Consider the following 15,296-nt stretch of genomic DNA (forward strand, 5'->3'; position numbering starts at 1 on the left):
ATCCTTGGCTACACTCCACCCAACGCCGCCGGTCGTGCGGCGATCCCGGAGATGAGTCGATGAAGATGCTTCGTGTTCCTCTATTGGTCGTGGGTCTGTTGATGTGCGCCCAGGGTTTTGCCGCCACTGCGCAACAGAACAAAATGACCACCTGCAACGCCGACGCTAGCGCAAAGTCCCTTAAAGGCGATGAACGCAAAACCTTCATGAGCACCTGTCTGAAAGCCGCCCCAGCACCCGCCGCAACGCAGCAGGACAAAATGAAAACCTGCAACGCCACCGCTGGCACACAGGCCCTCAAAGGCGACGCACGTAAAGCGTTCATGAGCGATTGTCTCAAGAAGAAATAGTTTTCTCGCGGCCGTTCGAGCATCGAAAGCACTCGGACAGTGCTGTACGCCACTGGGAAAAGCAGGGTGATTACAGCCGTTGTTCGGGTTGCAGTCGCAGTGTCTGGATGCGCAGGCTGGCGCTAGCTTTCTGACCGCTGGTTCTGGACCCGGAACGCTGGCAGACTGCCCACCTCTTCAGGCCGCTTGTTTTGAGGCTGTATGCCAACGTTTTCTCCACGTCACGTTTTCCTGGCCAGCTGGATTCTCGTCTTCGGCGGCCTGCTGTTGGTCCTTCCGCTGAACCTTTTGCCGAGCCTGCTCGCCGGTTTGCTGGTGTACGAGCTCGTCGACATGCTCACGCCTCAGCTTCAACGGCTGATCGCAGGCGAACGTGCGCGCTGGCTGGCGGTGGCCTTGCTCGGCACGCTGGTGGTCACTGTACTGGCGCTGCTGTTTGCCGGCGCAATCAGCTTTTTGCTGCACGAGGCGGAAAACCCCGGAGCGTCGCTGGATAAATTCATGATTCTGGTGGATCGCGCCCGTGGTCAGTTGCCGCCTTTCATCGACAGCTATTTGCCTGCCAGCGCGACCGAGTTCCGAGTGTCGCTGGGCGCCTGGCTGACCAAACACGTCGGCGAGCTGCAGTTGCTGGGCAAAGGCGCGGCGCACATGTTCGTGACGTTGCTGATCGGCATGGTGCTTGGTGCGATCATTGCACTACAGCGCGTGCCGGACGTCACCAAGCGCAAGCCACTGGCAGCGGCGTTGTTCGAGCGTCTGCACCTGCTGAGTCAGGCCTTTCGCAACATCGTGTTCGCGCAGATTAAAATCTCGCTGCTGAACACGGCGTTCACTTCCATCTTTCTCGCCGTGGTCCTGCCGTTGTGCGGCGTTCACCTGCCACTGACCAAGACCCTGATCGTGCTGACCTTCTTGCTGGGATTGCTGCCGGTGGTGGGAAATCTGATGTCGAACACGCTGATCTTCATCGTCGGCATGTCGCTGTCGATCTGGGTGGCGCTGGCGGCGTTGGGTTATCTGATCGTGATCCACAAGGTCGAGTACTTCCTCAACGCGCGGATCGTCGGCGGGCAGATCAGTGCCAAATCGTGGGAATTGTTGCTGGCGATGCTGATATTCGAGGCGGCATTCGGCCTGCCGGGAGTGGTGGCAGGGCCGATTTATTATGCGTATCTCAAGAGCGAGCTAAGACGGGCTGATTTGGTCTAATAGGGGGACTACCGCCGCTGGTTCTGGATTCTGGCCGAAGGCCGTAGGAGTCTGGCTTGCCGACGATCTGCCGGGAACCGGCAGTGAAACCAGGCACCGCAGTGTGTCAGCTTAAACCGAGGCCGCTGGGTTTAGGGCTGCTTCGCAACCCATCGTCAGCAAGCTGGACTCCTACGCCCTTCGGGCAGAAGCCATCAGCCATACCGCTTCTTCGCTTCAATCGCCAAGCCACTGCCGATGCTGCCGAAGATGTTGCCTTCAACATGCCGAGCATTGGGCAGCATCGCCGCGACGCCATTACGCAAGGCCGGGATGCCGCTTGAACCGCCGGTAAAGAACACCGTGTCGACATCCGTCACCGCCGCACCCGCATCTTTGAGCAGTGCCGTCACGCTGTTGCGTACGCGTTCGAGCAGTGCGTCGATGGCCGACTCGAACAACACGCGGGTCAGATCAACGCTCAAGCCGCTCTCGACCCGATCCATTTCCACCACGCGGTTTGCGGCGTGGGTCAGCTGGATCTTGGTTTCTTCCACTTCCATCGCCAGCCAGTGCCCGGCACGCTGATCGATCAGCTTGAACAATCGGTCGATGCCTTGGGTGTCTTCTATGTCGTAGCGCATGCTGCCCAGCGCTAGTTGGGACTTTTGCGAGTACACCGAGTTGATGGTGTGCCAGGTCGCCAGGTTCATGTGCGTACTGGTGGGCATATACGCGCCGCTTTTCATCCGGCTGCCGTAGCCAAACAACGGCATCACGCCCTGCAAACTCAGTTGTTTGTCGAAGTCCGTACCACCGATGTGCACACCGCCTGTGGCAAGAATGTCCTCGTGGCGATCGTCATAGAAACGGCGATCCGGTGACAGACGCACCAGCGAGAAGTCCGACGTACCCCCGCCGATATCGACGATCAGCACCAGTTCTTCGCGCTCAAGCGTCGACTCGTAGTCGAATGCGGCAGCGATAGGTTCGTACTGGAACGACACGTCCTTGAAGCCGATCTTGCGTGCGACTTCAGCGAGGGTGTCCTCGGCTTCCTGGTCGGCCATGATGTCGTCATCGACAAAATGCACTGGACGGCCCAACACCACTTCTTCGAATTCGCGACCGGCAGTCGCTTCAGCGCGCTTTTTCAGCTCGCCGATGAACAGAGCGAGCAAATCCTTGAAGGGCATGGCCGTACCCAGCACGCTGGTGTCGTGCTTGATCAGCTTGGAACCCAGCAAGCTCTTGAGCGAGCGCATCAGCCGGCCTTCGTAGCCTTCGAGGTATTCGTGCAGCGCAAGGCGGCCGTAAACCGGACGGCGTTCTTCCATGTTGAAGAACACCACCGAAGGCAGGGTGATTTTGTCGTCCTCCAGCGCGATCATGGTGTCCATCCCCGGTCGCAGCCAGCCGACGGTGGAGTTGGATGTGCCAAAGTCGATACCACAGGCACGGGCTGGAGTTTGCTTACTCATGTTCTTTACGTTCCAGTCAAAAAACGGCCGCGCAGTGTATGCGAGTGTGCGACGGATGCGTAGGGCGAGACGTCGGTTTATACGCCCTTATGCGTCTATTTGAGCCGTTTGGCTTGAACTGGCGGGATAAGCCCCCATTCACCGTGTAATTCCTTACATTACGTAGCGACTTTGAGCGATGCTTCGGGCATGCGAAGTCGCGGCCCGACAATATTGCAACATCCAGCGCTCCAGGCGATCTCAATTGAGGACGCTGTTCGGAGCGGGGCTGGAAAATCCGGAATGGGTGATCGTTAGATGGATTTCAAAGACTATTACAAGATTCTTGGCGTGGAGCCGACGGCGGACGACAAGGTCATCAAGACCGCCTACCGCAAGCTGGCGCGTAAATATCATCCTGACGTCAGCAAAGAAACCGGCGCCGAGGACAAATTCAAAGAGGCCAACGAGGCTTACGAAGTGCTCAGTAACGCGGAAAAGCGTGCCGAGTATGACGACATTCGCAAGTACGGCGAGCAAGGCCGCCCGTTCCAGGGGCCGCCGGGCTGGCAAAGCCGTGGCGGTGCGGGCGCTGGTGATGGCGGGTTTGACTCCACCGGTGATTTTTCCGAATTTTTCAGCTCGATATTTGGTAATCGTGCTCAACAGGGCGGTCGTGCGTACAGCAGCGGCCGTCGAGGACAAGATGTGGAAATGGAATTGCCGGTCTTTCTCGAAGAAACCCTGTCGGCCGAGTCCAAGCAGGTCAGCTTCAAGGTGCCGCAACACAACGCAAGCGGCCAGCGATTGGCCGATGTCACCAAGACCCTTAACGTGAAAATCCCCGCAGGCGTGACGGACGGGGAACGTATTCGCCTCAAAGGGCAGGGCGCGCCCGGTATTGGGGGCGCGGAAAATGGTGATCTCTACCTGATACTGCGTCTGGCGCCGCACCCCAAGTTCGATGTGGAAGGCCACGATTTGATCATCACCGTGCCGCTGGCCCCTTGGGAGGCGGCGCTGGGCGCGAAAATCGCAGTCCCGACCCTGACCGGCAAGATCAGCTTGACCATTAGGCCCGACAGCCAGACCGGCCTGCGTCTGAGGGTCAAAGGCAATGGCCTGATGAACAAGCAAGGGCAGCGTGGCGATTTGTATGCTCAACTCAAAGTTGTGATGCCCAAGGCAACCGATGAAGCCGCCAAGGCCTTGTGGGAAAAGCTGGCCGAAACCGCCGCCTTTGATCCGAGGGCCCAATGGAGTAACTGATCATGAGTACCCTGGTTGTAGAACTGGATATGAAGGAGTTTTGTCAGGTGGTCGAGATGTCGCCCGCCTATGTGATCGAGATCGTCGAACACGGCATTCTCGAACCTCAGGGTCAGCGGCCCGACGAGTGGCTGTTCGATGCCTATTCGCTGTCAGTGGCCAAACGCGCCGCCAGGTTGCATCACGAACTGGCAATGGAGTGGGACGGCGTTGCCTTGGCGCTGGAATTGCTCGATGAACTGGAGCACGTACGCGCAGAGAACCGCATGCTCAAGCAGCGGTTGGGGCGGTTTTTGCTGGATTGAGGCGAGGACGACCTTCTGTAGGAGCCAACTTGTTGCCGAGGCTTGATGCTGTGAGTCAGGCACACCGCCTCGCGAACAAGTTCGCTCCTACAGGGGCCTTGGTTCGATGCCGCTAGTCAGGCGAGGACGACCTTCTGTAGGAGCCAACTTGTTGGCGAGGCTTGATGCTGTGAGTCAGGCACATCGCCTCGCGAACAAGTTCGCTCCTACAGGGTAATGGTCAGCCCGTGAGTTCGGAGCAGAAGTCACGTTGGTCCTTGATCTTGTGGGAGCGGACCTGTCCGCGAAGACGTTACCGCAGGCGATGCATTGTAGTCAGATTCACGAGAGCCTTCGCGGACAGGTCCGCTCCCACGAAACCAGGCCGTCTTCAGGCCTTCTTAGGCAGCACCACCGTAAACGTGGTCCCGTCACCAAAGTTCGAAGTAACGGTAATGCTGCCGCCGTGTGAATTGACCACTTCTTTGACGATAAATAGCCCAAGCCCAAGGCTGGTCGACGGGTTGTGATTGCCGACTTTCTCGTTTGCACTTCTTACCAATGGATCGAAAATACTGCCGATGGCTTCCTGCGCTATGGGCTCTCCGCCATTGTGAACAGACAACGTGACGTAGCTTTCGCCGCCGGTCAGGGTCACGGTGATCTTGTGACTGGAGGCGCCGTGCTGCAGCGCATTGCCAATCAGGTTGCGCAAAAGTTGATCAATGCGGTTGCGATCCCACTCCCCCTGAGTGTCCCCGGAGTAGTTGAAATCCGGGTTGCAATCGGGATGGCCTGCGCTGGCTTCATCAATGGCCTCGCGGCAGGCAATAACCATTTCCATCGGCTGGCGCTCGACGGGTAACGATACGCCGAGACGGCTACGCACGAACTCCAGTAAATCGCTGACCATCGTCGCCATCTGGCGGCTGCTGCTGTTGATTCTGCTTGCATAGGCCTGCGCCGCCGCGTCCAGCCCTGTTTTACGCATCAGCACTTCCGAAGACATGCTCACCGCTTGCAGAGGCGCCCGCAGGTCATGCCCCAGGATTGCCAGAAAGATATCCCGCGAGCGATTGACTCGCTCGGCGTACGCCGCCGTCGACTCCGCGAGGGCTTCGTCGATGGCTTCATTGAAGCGGATCATGTCCTGGAAAGACGCCATGTCCGGTGCCTTCATGCTCTCGACCCAGAAACGGATCACGGTTGCGCGTAAATGACGAAATTCCGAGGTCATTTGCACCAGGTCAAAGCCTACCGTGTGCCGCAACTCGCCATGGCTGGCGGCCGCTTCGTCGAGCGTCGGTGTCTTGTTCAGCTCCTCCCCTTGCGCCTTGGCGATCTGCTCGGCCTTGGTCTGCGCGGTGTTCATGTCCCGTGCGGCAGCCAGCAGTATGGCTTTCGAATGGTCGCGCAGCTCGACGGAGTTCATGGACTCAGCCGCAGGCGTAAGCGTCGCGGCGAAGTTTTCCCATTCATCGACGATTCGATCGACTTGCTCAACGATGAAGTCGGAAAGACGCATGGACGAATACCTTGCTGGCATGGCTTTGGGGAAGATGGCGCATCTTAACGCCTAAGGAATTTTTTCGGGGATTGGATTTTTCTAGCTCACCTGTAGGAGCGAACTTGTTCGCGAAGCGGCGTGTCTGGCACGCCGCATCAATCGCTCGCCAATAAGTTGGCTCCTACAGAGGCGTTTTGGATTAAAACAAGAAATACCGCTGCGCCATGGGCAGTTCATCCGCCGGTTCGCACCACAACAGCACGCCGTCGGCCTTGACCTGATAGGTCTGCGGGTCGACGTCGATGTGCGGCAGGTAATCGTTGTGGATGAGGTCTGCCTTGGTCACATTGCGGCAGCCCTTGACCACGGCGATCTGCTTTTTCAGCCCTAAGGTTTGCGGTACGCCTGCGTCCATGGCCGCCTGGCTGATGAAAGTCAGGCTGCTGGCGTGCAACGAACTGCCGTAGCTGGCGAACATCGGGCGGTAGTGGACCGGCTGCGGGGTCGGGATCGAGGCGTTGGCGTCGCCCATCAAGCTGGCCGCGATGGAGCCGCCCTTGAGGATCAGCGTCGGTTTTACGCCGAAGAACGCCGGACGCCACAGCACCAGGTCCGCCCACTTGCCGACTTCGATGGAGCCCACTTCATGGCTGATGCCGTGGGTAATCGCCGGATTGATGGTGTATTTGGCGATGTAGCGTTTGGCGCGGAAGTTGTCGTTGCCTTCGCCGTCTTCCGGCAGCGGGCCGCGTTGCTTCTTCATTTTGTCAGCGGTCTGCCAGGTGCGGATGATCACCTCACCCACGCGTCCCATAGCCTGGCTATCGGAGCTGAGCATCGAGAACGCGCCCAGGTCGTGCAGGATGTCTTCGGCAGCGATGGTCTCGCGACGGATGCGGCTTTCAGCGAACGCGACGTCTTCGGCGATGCTTGGGTCCAGATGATGGCAGACCATCAGCATGTCCAGGTGTTCGTCGATGGTGTTGCGGGTGAATGGTCGCGTCGGGTTGGTCGAGCTGGGCAACACGTTGGGGAAGCCGCAGGCCTTGATGATGTCCGGCGCGTGTCCGCCACCGGCACCTTCGGTGTGGTAAGTGTGGATCGTACGATTCTTGAACGCCGCCAGTGTGGTTTCGACGAATCCGGACTCGTTCAGCGTGTCGGTGTGAATCGCCACTTGCACGTCGTACAGATCGGCAACGCTCAGGCAGTTATCGATGGCCGCAGGCGTGGTGCCCCAGTCTTCGTGCAGCTTGAGGCCGATGGCCCCGGCTTTCACTTGTTCGATCAACGGCTCGGGCAAGCTGACGTTGCCCTTGCCGGTGAAACCGATGTTCATCGGGAACGCTTCGGCGGCCTGAAGCATGCGCGCCATGTGCCATGGACCGGGCGTCACGGTGGTGGCATTGGTGCCTGTCGCAGGACCGGTGCCGCCACCGATCATGGTGGTCACGCCGCTCATCAGCGCTTCTTCGATCTGTTGAGGGCAAATGAAGTGGATGTGCGTGTCGACGCCGCCTGCGGTGAGGATCATGCCTTCACCGGCGATGATTTCTGTGGCCGCACCGATGGCGATGGTGACGTCGGGCTGGATGTCCGGATTGCCCGCCTTGCCGATGGCGGCGATGCGGCCGTCCTTGATGCCGACGTCGGCTTTCACGATGCCCCAGTGATCTACGATCAGCGCGTTGGTGATCAGCGTGTCGACCACTTCGGCGGCCAGCCCTTGGCCTTGGCCCATGCCGTCACGAATGACTTTGCCACCGCCGAACTTCACTTCTTCGCCGTAGGTGGTGAAGTCTTTCTCGACCTCGATCCACAACTCTGTGTCCGCCAGACGCACACGGTCGCCGACGGTTGGGCCGAACATGTCGGCGTAGGCTTGTCTGGAGATCTTCATTGGGATTCCTTGAATTCAGTTATCTGTCGCGGGCAGCGCATCCTCTGTAGGAGCGCGCTTGCCCGCGAATTGCGATGTTCCTGTGACGGAGATGTTGCTGATCGGACGCTATCGCGGGCAAGCGCGCTCCTACAGGAGATCGCTCCGCCTTTTAATCCAGCTCACCCATGACTCTGCCGGCAAACCCAAACACCCGCCGCGCACCGGCCAGATCCACCAATTCCACATCCCGCGACTGCCCTGGCTCGAAGCGCACCGCCGTACCCGCAGGAATGTTCAGGCGCATGCCGCGGCTGGCGGCGCGATCAAAAGTGAGCGCGTCGTTGGTTTCGAAAAAGTGAAAGTGCGAGCCCACCTGAATCGGCCGGTCTCCGCTATTGGCCACATTCAGGGTGATCGTGCGGCGGCCTGCGTTGAGTTCGATTTCGCCGGGCTGGATCTGGTACTGACCTGGAATCATGCGGTTTTCCTCGACAAAACTTTGTAATAAATGACGGTGGCCCGGTACTCACCATCCGGGTTGCAGGCGTAGTCCGGGATTTTCCCGGAGAACTGATAGCCCATCGACCGATAGAAATCTTCAGCGGCTGAACCATCCAGCGTGTCCAGATGCAACATGCCACGCTTGAGTTGATGCGCAGCCTGCTCGACCGTGTGCATCAGTTGCGACGCCAAGCCACGACGACGGGCGCCGTGCAGTACCAACAGCTTTTGCACCTCGGCGCGGTTCAGTCCGTTGGCCTTTTGACAAAGTGCCAACTGCACCGTGGCCAGCACTTGTTCTTCCTGCACCACGACCCACAGCAACAGCCGGCCTTGTTCGATTTCGGCCTTGACGCTGTCGCTCCAGGCAAGTGCCTGCGTGATATCCACGTCGGCCATGAACCCTAATGACGCCCCGCGATGAACCGCATCCAGCAACAACTCCGCCAGGCCCTCGCGATAGTGCGCAAAGCTCTCGGTGGTGACGCGTCGAATCTGAGCAGCGTTCATCGTTGGGGCATCCTTTCAGAAAGTGAAGCTCAGGCCATGTTCAGGATTTGGGCGCTTGTGACGGTGGAGCGTCGGCACCGGGGGACAGATCAAGCTGCATGAAGGTGAGGTCCAGCCAGCGACCGAACTTGGTGCCGACCTGTGGCATCTGCCCGGTAATGACAAAACCGAGTTTCTGATGCAGATGAATCGACGCTGCGTTACCGCTTTCGATGGCGGCCACCATCATGTGTTTGTTGCACGTTTTGGCGCGTTCAATCAGGGCGCCCATGAGTCGTGGGCCCAGGCCATTGCCGCGCTGATCGGCGCGCACGTACACCGAATGCTCGACGGTGTGGCGAAAGCCTTCAAAAGGGCGCCAGTCACCGAACGAGGCATAACCCACGACTTCGTTCTCTGCATTGACGGCCACCAGAATCGGGTAAGCCTGTGCGGCACGGGCGTTGAACCACGCCTCGCGATTGGCCAGATCCACCGGTTGTTCGTTCCAGATCGCCGTAGTGTTGAGCACGGCGTCGTTGTAGATGGCGAGCACTGCCCTCATGTCGGCAGGCAGTGCGTCGCGAATCAGGTCGGTCATGTTCGTTCCACTTCTTCTCGAGTGTCAGGCGATCGGTTGATGCACGGTTACAAGCTTTGTGCCGTCGGGGAACGTGGCCTCGACCTGAATCTCCGGGATCATTTCCGGTATGCCTTCCATCACTTGTTCACGGGTCAGCAGCGTGGTGCCGAAGTGCATCAGGTCAGCGACCGTCTGGCCGTCTCGCGCGCCTTCCAGGAGGGCTGCCGAGATGAAGGCCATGGCTTCGGGGTAATTGAGTTTCAAACCCCGTGCCAATCGCCGCTCGGCAACGAGGCCGGCGGTGAAGATCAGCATTTTGTCTTTTTCGCGTGGCGTCAGGTCCATGTGTTCTTCCGTTTCAAATTAACCAATTAGATCGACGCCGCCGTTGTAGGAGCGCGCTTGCCCGCGATTGCGGTAGGCCTGCGACTTTAACGGTTGCTGACACACCGATATCGCGGGCAAGCGCGCTCCTACAAAGATCACAGCGCTACGTACTCCAAATCCTCGGCGCGACGGCTTCGCGGCCCAGCAACGCCGGGCGCAGCAGCTTCCATAATTCGATCAGCCAGGCTCGTGCATGTAGTGCCTCTTCAGCCAGGCAGCGCGCTACCACCAGTCCCGGCAATTGCGTGACATCCCCACGCACCGGCGAATGCTCAGCCAGGTTGCGACAGGCCTCCATCAACTCGGCATCGATCTCGCCGGTCACGATCATCGTTGCGAACACTGGTTTACCGCCCAAGCCAATCGGCGACTCCAGCAAACCGTCGTTGCCGACAATGCGCTGGCGTTCGTGCCAGAGCAATTGGCCGTCGCGACGAATGTCCAGATGCGCTTGAAAATGCCCCAGATCAAAGCGCTCGCCACTGGCAGGGCGACCCAGCGCAACCACGTCCCAATAGAGCAGTCGCGCGTCGCCTTGCAGCTCGATGGTGGTGCTGAGTTCGGCCTTGGCATCACTGAAGACAATTGTCTCCTGAGGCAGCCATTCCAGGGTGCCACCGGAGTCGACTTGTAGATTCAGCTGCTGAAAGGCAGGCCCGGCAGCGCGATACCACTTGGCGGCGCCGGGGCTGGTCAGCTGCGCCCAAGCATTGGCGCCGACGCTGACATCTATGTCCAGGCGATCACCGCCAGCAATGCCGCCGGGGGGGTGGACGATGATGTGCTGGCAGACTTCAGGGCCTTCGGCGTACAGATGCTTTTGCACCCGCAGCGGGCCTTTGTGTCGGCGTTGCGTCGGGCGAGTGCTGTCGCCGAAGCGCCCATAGCCCAGTTCCAACTCGGCATGCCAGCTGGGGGTGAATAGAGCGGTGTGGGCAGGAAGATTCATAACGTTCTTTATCGTGTTTCGAAGGAAGGCACCTTACCGGATTCAGCGTCAGATGGTCACCAGACCGCGTACGCCTTCGGCTTCCATATTCTCGCCTCGGCCTTGCTGCACGATCTCGCCACGGGACATGACGATGTACTGATCGGCCAGCTCGGCGGCGAAATCGTAGAACTGCTCGACCAGCAAAATCGCCATGTCACCGCGTGCAGCCAGCTTTTTGATGACCGCGCCGATTTCCTTGATCACCGAAGGCTGAATGCCCTCGGTCGGTTCGTCGAGAATCAGCAGGCGAGGGCGGCTGGCCAGTGCGCGACCAATCGCTAGTTGTTGCTGCTGGCCACCGGACAAGTCGCCGCCACGGCGTTGCTTCATCTGCAACAGCACCGGGAACAGCTCGTAGATGAACGCCGGGACTTCCTTGGCTTCGGAACCAGGGAATCGCGACAGTCCCATCAACAGGTTTTCTTCCACGGTCAGGCGCCCGAAAATTTCCCGGCCCTGGGGCACATAGGCGATACCCGCATGCACCCGCTGATGGGGCTTGAAGGTGGTGATCGGCTTGCCTTCCCACTGCACCGCGCCTTCCTTGGAAGGCAGCAGGCCCATGAGCACTTTGAGCAGCGTGGTTTTGCCAACGCCGTTACGGCCCAACAGGCACGTGACTTCACCGACCTTCACATCAAAAGACAGGCCCCGAAGGATGTGGCTGCCGCCGTAGTACTGGTGAAGCTTTTCGACTTGGAGCATGTTCAGATCCCAGGCAAATAAATGACCAACCTGTAGGAGCGAATTTATTCGCGAGGCGGTGTATCAGGCACACCGCGTTGTTCTTCTCGCCAACAAGTTGGCTCCTACAGGGGTTGTTTCAACGCCCTAAATAAACCTCGATAACTCTTTCATCCGCCTGCACATCTTCAAGCGAACCCTCGGCCAGCACGCTGCCTTGGTGCAGCACGGTCACGTGGTCGGCGATGGAGCCGACGAACCCCATGTCGTGCTCAACCACCATCAGCGAATGCTTGCCGGCCAATGTCTTGAACAGCTCGGCGGTAAATTCGGTTTCGGCATCGGTCATGCCCGCAACGGGCTCGTCGAGCAGCAGCAATTGCGGGTCTTGAACCAGCAACATGCCGATCTCCAGAAACTGTTTCTGCCCGTGGGACAGCAAGCCAGCGGGGCGATGCATCGAAGCGGTCAAGCGAATGGTGTTCAGCACTTCCTCGATGCGGTCGCGCTGCTCGCCATTCAGTTTCGCGCGCAGGCTGGCCCACACCGATTTGTCGGTTTTCTGCGCCAGCTCAAGGTTCTCGAACACGCTCAGCGCCTCGAACACGGTGGGCTTCTGAAACTTGCGACCGATGCCAGCCTGAGCGATTTGCACCTCGCTCATCAGCGTCAGGTCCAGGGTTTCGCCGAACCAGGCTTTGCCGTGGCTGGGGCGAGTCTTGCCGGTGATCACGTCCATCAGCGTGGTCTTGCCCGCGCCGTTGGGGCCGATGATGCAGCGCAGCTCGCCGACGCTGATGTACAGATTCAAATCGTTGAGGGCTTTGAAGCCATCGAAACTGACGCTGATGTCTTCCAGCGTGAGGATCGTGCCGTGCCGGGTGTTCAGGCCTTTGCCGGCAACCTGACCCAGACCGATGGCGTCGCGGCTGGTGCCGGCATCGCTGTTCGGGTCCAGACCAGGTTCGAGCGCCGGATCGAAGGCAGGAGTGGGAGTGACTTTCATTGTTCGCCCCTTTTCTTCAGCAGGCCGATCACGCCTTTGGGCAGATACAGCGTCACCACGATGAACAGCGCGCCCAAAAAGAACAGCCAGTATTCAGGGAAGGCCACGGTGAACCAGCTCTTCATGCCGTTGACGACGCCTGCGCCCAGCAACGGACCGATCAGCGTGCCACGCCCGCCTAAGGCGACCCACACAGCCGCTTCGATGGAGTTGGTCGGCGACATTTCGCTCGGATTGATGATGCCGACCTGCGGCACGTACAACGCACCTGCCAAACCGCACAACACCGCGCTCAAGACCCAGACGAACAGCTTGAAACCCCGAGGATCGTAGCCGCAGAACATCAGGCGATTTTCCGCGTCGCGCAGCGCAGTCAGCACTCGCCCGAACTTGCTCTGCGCCAGACGCCAGCCCACATACAAACTGCCCACCAGCAGAGTCACGGTCAGCAAAAACAGCACTGCCCGTGTGCCTTGGGACGTGATGCTGAAACCCAGAATGCTGCGAAAGTTGGTAAAGCCGTTGTTGCCGCCAAACCCGGTTTCGTTGCGGAAGAACAACAGCATCCCGGCGAAGGTCAGCGCTTGGGTCATGATCGAAAAATACACGCCCTTGATCCGCGAGCGGAAGGCGAAGAAACCAAACACCAGCGCCAGCAAACCAGGTGCGAGCACCACCAGACACATGGCCCAGAGGAAGTGCTGCGTACCGACCCAGTACCACGGAATCTCAGTCCACGACAGAAAGGTCATGAACGCCGGCAAGCCATCGCCTGCCGCTTCGCGCATCAGATACATGCCCATGGCATAGCCGCCGAGGGCGAAGAACAGGCCGTGGCCCAGGGACAGCAATCCGGCGTAACCCCAGACCAGATCCAGCGCCAGCGCGACGATGGCGTAACACAGAATCTTGCCCACCAGCGTCAGGGTGTAAGCCGAGACTTGCAGGCTGTTGCTTTCCGGCAGCAGCGACAAAAGGGGCAGGGCGATCAGCAGCGCGAGAACAATAACGCCGACGCCGATCGTGACTTTGGTGCCAGCGCGTTGCGCGGCAGTGACCATCAAGGGTTGGTTCATCAGTCGATCACCCGTCCTTTGAGTGCGAAGAGGCCTTGCGGACGTTTCTGAATGAACAGAATGATCAGCGCCAGGATCAGGATTTTGCCGAGTACGGCGCCGATCTGAGGTTCAAGAATCTTGTTGGCGATGCCCAGTCCGAAGGCTGCCATCACGCTACCAGCCAGTTGGCCGACACCGCCGAGCACCACCACCAGGAACGAGTCGATGATGTAGCTCTGGCCCAGGTCCGGGCCGACGTTGCCGATCTGGCTCAGCGCCACGCCGCCCAGCCCGGCGATGCCGGAACCCAGCCCGAAAGCCATCATGTCGATGCGCCCGGTAGGCACGCCGCAGCACGCCGCCATGTTGCGGTTCTGCGTGACCGCGCGCACGTTCAGGCCAAGGCGCGTCTTGTTCAGCAGCAGCCAGGTCAGCACCACCACGAACAGCGCAAACGCGATTATCACGATGCGGTTGTAAGGCAGCACCAGATTGGGCAGCACTTGAATCCCGCCGGACAGCCATTCCGGGTTGGCAACTTCGACGTTCTGGGCGCCGAACACCACGCGAATCAGCTGGATCAGCATCAGGCTGATACCCCAAGTGGCGAGCAGGGTTTCCAGCGGACGGCCATACAAATGGCGAATGATCGTGCGCTCCAGCGCCATGCCGATGCAGGCGGTGACGAAGAAGGCCACCGGCAACGCGATCAGTGGATAGAACTCGATGGCACCCGGTGCGTAGCGCTGAAACATCAGTTGCACGACGTAGGTCGAGTACGCACCGAGCATCAGCATTTCGCCGTGGGCCATGTTGATCACGCCCAGCAGGCCGAACGTGATTGCCAGGCCCAGCGCGGCGAGCAACAGGATCGAACCCAAGGACATACCGCTGAAGGCCTGACCGAGGATCTCGCCGATCATTAATTTGCGTTTCACCTGAGCCAGGCTGGTTTCAGCGGCCAGGCGCACAGTGGCGTCGGTTTCGACGTTGGGTTCGAGCAGGGTTTCGAGTCGGGTGCGGGCCAGCGGGTCGCCGGTTTCGCCCAGCAAACGGACGGCGGCCAGGCGCACGGACGGGCTGGTGTCGACCAGTTGCAGATTGGCCAGTGCCAGGCTCAGTGCTGAACGCACGGTGTCGTCTTGTTCACTCGCCACTTGTTGAGTGAGGAGCGGCAGTTGCGCGGGGCGAGCGCTCTTTTGCAGTTGTTGTGCGGCGGCCAGGCGCAGCTTGTCATCGGCGGCCAGCAGTTGGTGACTGGCGAGGGCGGTATCGACCAGCCCGCGCAGTCGGTTGTTCAGGCGCAGTTTGCGCGGTTCGTCCGGAGTAGGTGCATCAGCAGCGGCGGGGGCGTCAGGGTCGACAGCCACCAGCTTGTCGCCGGTTTCGATGAAGGCGCGTTTGCTGCTGTCGGCGGCGACGCGGCCGTCTTGCAGGGCAATGATCAGCTCGATGCGCGCAGGATCTGGCTTGGCGGACCAGGCCTCCAGCAAATCGGCTTGTTTGGCGGAACTGGCCGCAACGAAATCACCGGCATCGCTGGCGTGTGCCGCGAGGGGCAGTAGCAGGCTGATGGCGACGATGAAGCGGTAGAGAAGTTTGGGCATGTCAGGTGTCCTGAAAGCGTCCGCAGTCTGGTGCGGATTCTGTAGGA

16 protein-coding genes are annotated in these 15,296 nt (G+C 59.6%); 4 read left to right on the forward strand and 12 right to left on the reverse strand.

Features of this window, described 5'->3' with window-relative positions:
* Positions 1 to 59 precede the first annotated feature (59 nt).
* Both ACWKV9_RS11765 and ACWKV9_RS11770 read left to right on the forward strand, forming a co-directional pair.
* Positions 60 to 350 (forward strand): PsiF family protein, encoded by a 291-nt coding sequence (locus ACWKV9_RS11765; protein ID WP_483836280.1) that lies wholly within the window; start codon positions 60 to 62, stop codon positions 348 to 350.
* A 201-nt stretch (positions 351 to 551) separates the two neighbouring features.
* Complete coding sequence (locus ACWKV9_RS11770; protein WP_349800720.1) at positions 552 to 1,562, forward strand: AI-2E family transporter; 1,011 nt, start codon at positions 552 to 554, stop codon at positions 1,560 to 1,562.
* Between the two features lie 194 nt (positions 1,563 to 1,756).
* On the opposite strand, the gene ACWKV9_RS11775 is transcribed toward ACWKV9_RS11770, so the two are convergent.
* Positions 1,757 to 3,022, reverse strand: a complete 1,266-nt coding sequence (locus ACWKV9_RS11775) for an Hsp70 family protein (RefSeq protein ID WP_483836281.1) — start codon at positions 3,020 to 3,022, stop codon at positions 1,757 to 1,759.
* Positions 3,023 to 3,319: 297 nt separating this feature from the next.
* Between ACWKV9_RS11775 and cbpA the strand changes: the two genes are divergently transcribed.
* Together cbpA and ACWKV9_RS11785 are read left to right on the forward strand one after the other, a co-directional pair.
* The gene (gene cbpA / locus ACWKV9_RS11780; RefSeq protein WP_483836282.1) at positions 3,320 to 4,270 is read left to right on the forward strand and encodes a curved DNA-binding protein; all 951 of its coding nucleotides are present in this window, start codon (positions 3,320 to 3,322) and stop codon (positions 4,268 to 4,270) included.
* Complete coding sequence (locus tag ACWKV9_RS11785; protein WP_483836408.1) at positions 4,270 to 4,575, forward strand: chaperone modulator CbpM; 306 nt, start codon at positions 4,270 to 4,272, stop codon at positions 4,573 to 4,575. The genes cbpA and ACWKV9_RS11785 overlap by 1 nt, the downstream gene beginning before the upstream one ends.
* A gap of 370 nt (positions 4,576 to 4,945) precedes the next feature.
* On the opposite strand, the gene ACWKV9_RS11790 is transcribed toward ACWKV9_RS11785, so the two are convergent.
* The 11 genes from ACWKV9_RS11790 to urtB all read right to left on the reverse strand — a co-directional run bounded on the left by ACWKV9_RS11790 (position 4,946) and on the right by urtB (position 15,249).
* Positions 4,946 to 6,079 (reverse strand): sensor histidine kinase, encoded by a 1,134-nt coding sequence (locus tag ACWKV9_RS11790; RefSeq protein WP_483836283.1) that lies wholly within the window; start codon positions 6,077 to 6,079, stop codon positions 4,946 to 4,948.
* A gap of 181 nt (positions 6,080 to 6,260) precedes the next feature.
* Entirely contained in the window at positions 6,261 to 7,961 is a 1,701-nt protein-coding gene (gene ureC / locus ACWKV9_RS11795; RefSeq protein ID WP_483836284.1) for an urease subunit alpha, read from the reverse strand.
* Between the two features lie 151 nt (positions 7,962 to 8,112).
* On the reverse strand, positions 8,113 to 8,421 hold the full coding sequence (locus ACWKV9_RS11800) for an urease subunit beta (protein WP_483836285.1): 309 nt from the start codon (positions 8,419 to 8,421) through the stop codon (positions 8,113 to 8,115).
* Positions 8,418 to 8,954: an N-acetyltransferase family protein gene (locus tag ACWKV9_RS11805; protein WP_483836286.1), complete on the reverse strand. Its 537-nt coding sequence runs from the start codon at positions 8,952 to 8,954 to the stop codon at positions 8,418 to 8,420. The genes ACWKV9_RS11800 and ACWKV9_RS11805 overlap by 4 nt, the downstream gene beginning before the upstream one ends.
* 40 nt (positions 8,955 to 8,994) lie before the next feature.
* Positions 8,995 to 9,534: an N-acetyltransferase family protein gene (locus tag ACWKV9_RS11810; RefSeq protein ID WP_483836287.1), complete on the reverse strand. Its 540-nt coding sequence runs from the start codon at positions 9,532 to 9,534 to the stop codon at positions 8,995 to 8,997.
* A gap of 24 nt (positions 9,535 to 9,558) precedes the next feature.
* On the reverse strand, positions 9,559 to 9,861 hold the full coding sequence (locus ACWKV9_RS11815) for an urease subunit gamma (protein WP_483836288.1): 303 nt from the start codon (positions 9,859 to 9,861) through the stop codon (positions 9,559 to 9,561).
* A 145-nt stretch (positions 9,862 to 10,006) separates the two neighbouring features.
* Positions 10,007 to 10,852: an urease accessory protein UreD gene (locus ACWKV9_RS11820; RefSeq protein ID WP_483836289.1), complete on the reverse strand. Its 846-nt coding sequence runs from the start codon at positions 10,850 to 10,852 to the stop codon at positions 10,007 to 10,009.
* A gap of 48 nt (positions 10,853 to 10,900) precedes the next feature.
* Positions 10,901 to 11,599 (reverse strand): urea ABC transporter ATP-binding subunit UrtE, encoded by a 699-nt coding sequence (gene urtE, locus ACWKV9_RS11825; RefSeq protein WP_268799364.1) that lies wholly within the window; start codon positions 11,597 to 11,599, stop codon positions 10,901 to 10,903.
* Positions 11,600 to 11,717: 118 nt separating this feature from the next.
* Positions 11,718 to 12,584, reverse strand: coding sequence for an urea ABC transporter ATP-binding protein UrtD (gene urtD, locus ACWKV9_RS11830; protein WP_483836290.1), 867 nt, complete (start codon positions 12,582 to 12,584; stop codon positions 11,718 to 11,720).
* The gene (gene urtC, locus ACWKV9_RS11835) at positions 12,581 to 13,660 is read right to left on the reverse strand and encodes an urea ABC transporter permease subunit UrtC (protein ID WP_483836291.1); all 1,080 of its coding nucleotides are present in this window, start codon (positions 13,658 to 13,660) and stop codon (positions 12,581 to 12,583) included. The genes urtD and urtC overlap by 4 nt, the downstream gene beginning before the upstream one ends.
* Positions 13,660 to 15,249 (reverse strand): urea ABC transporter permease subunit UrtB, encoded by a 1,590-nt coding sequence (urtB, locus tag ACWKV9_RS11840; RefSeq protein WP_483836292.1) that lies wholly within the window; start codon positions 15,247 to 15,249, stop codon positions 13,660 to 13,662. Before urtB ends, urtC begins: the two co-directional genes overlap by 1 nt.
* Positions 15,250 to 15,296: the final 47 nt, after the last annotated feature.

This window comes from Pseudomonas corni, assembly GCF_057128765.1.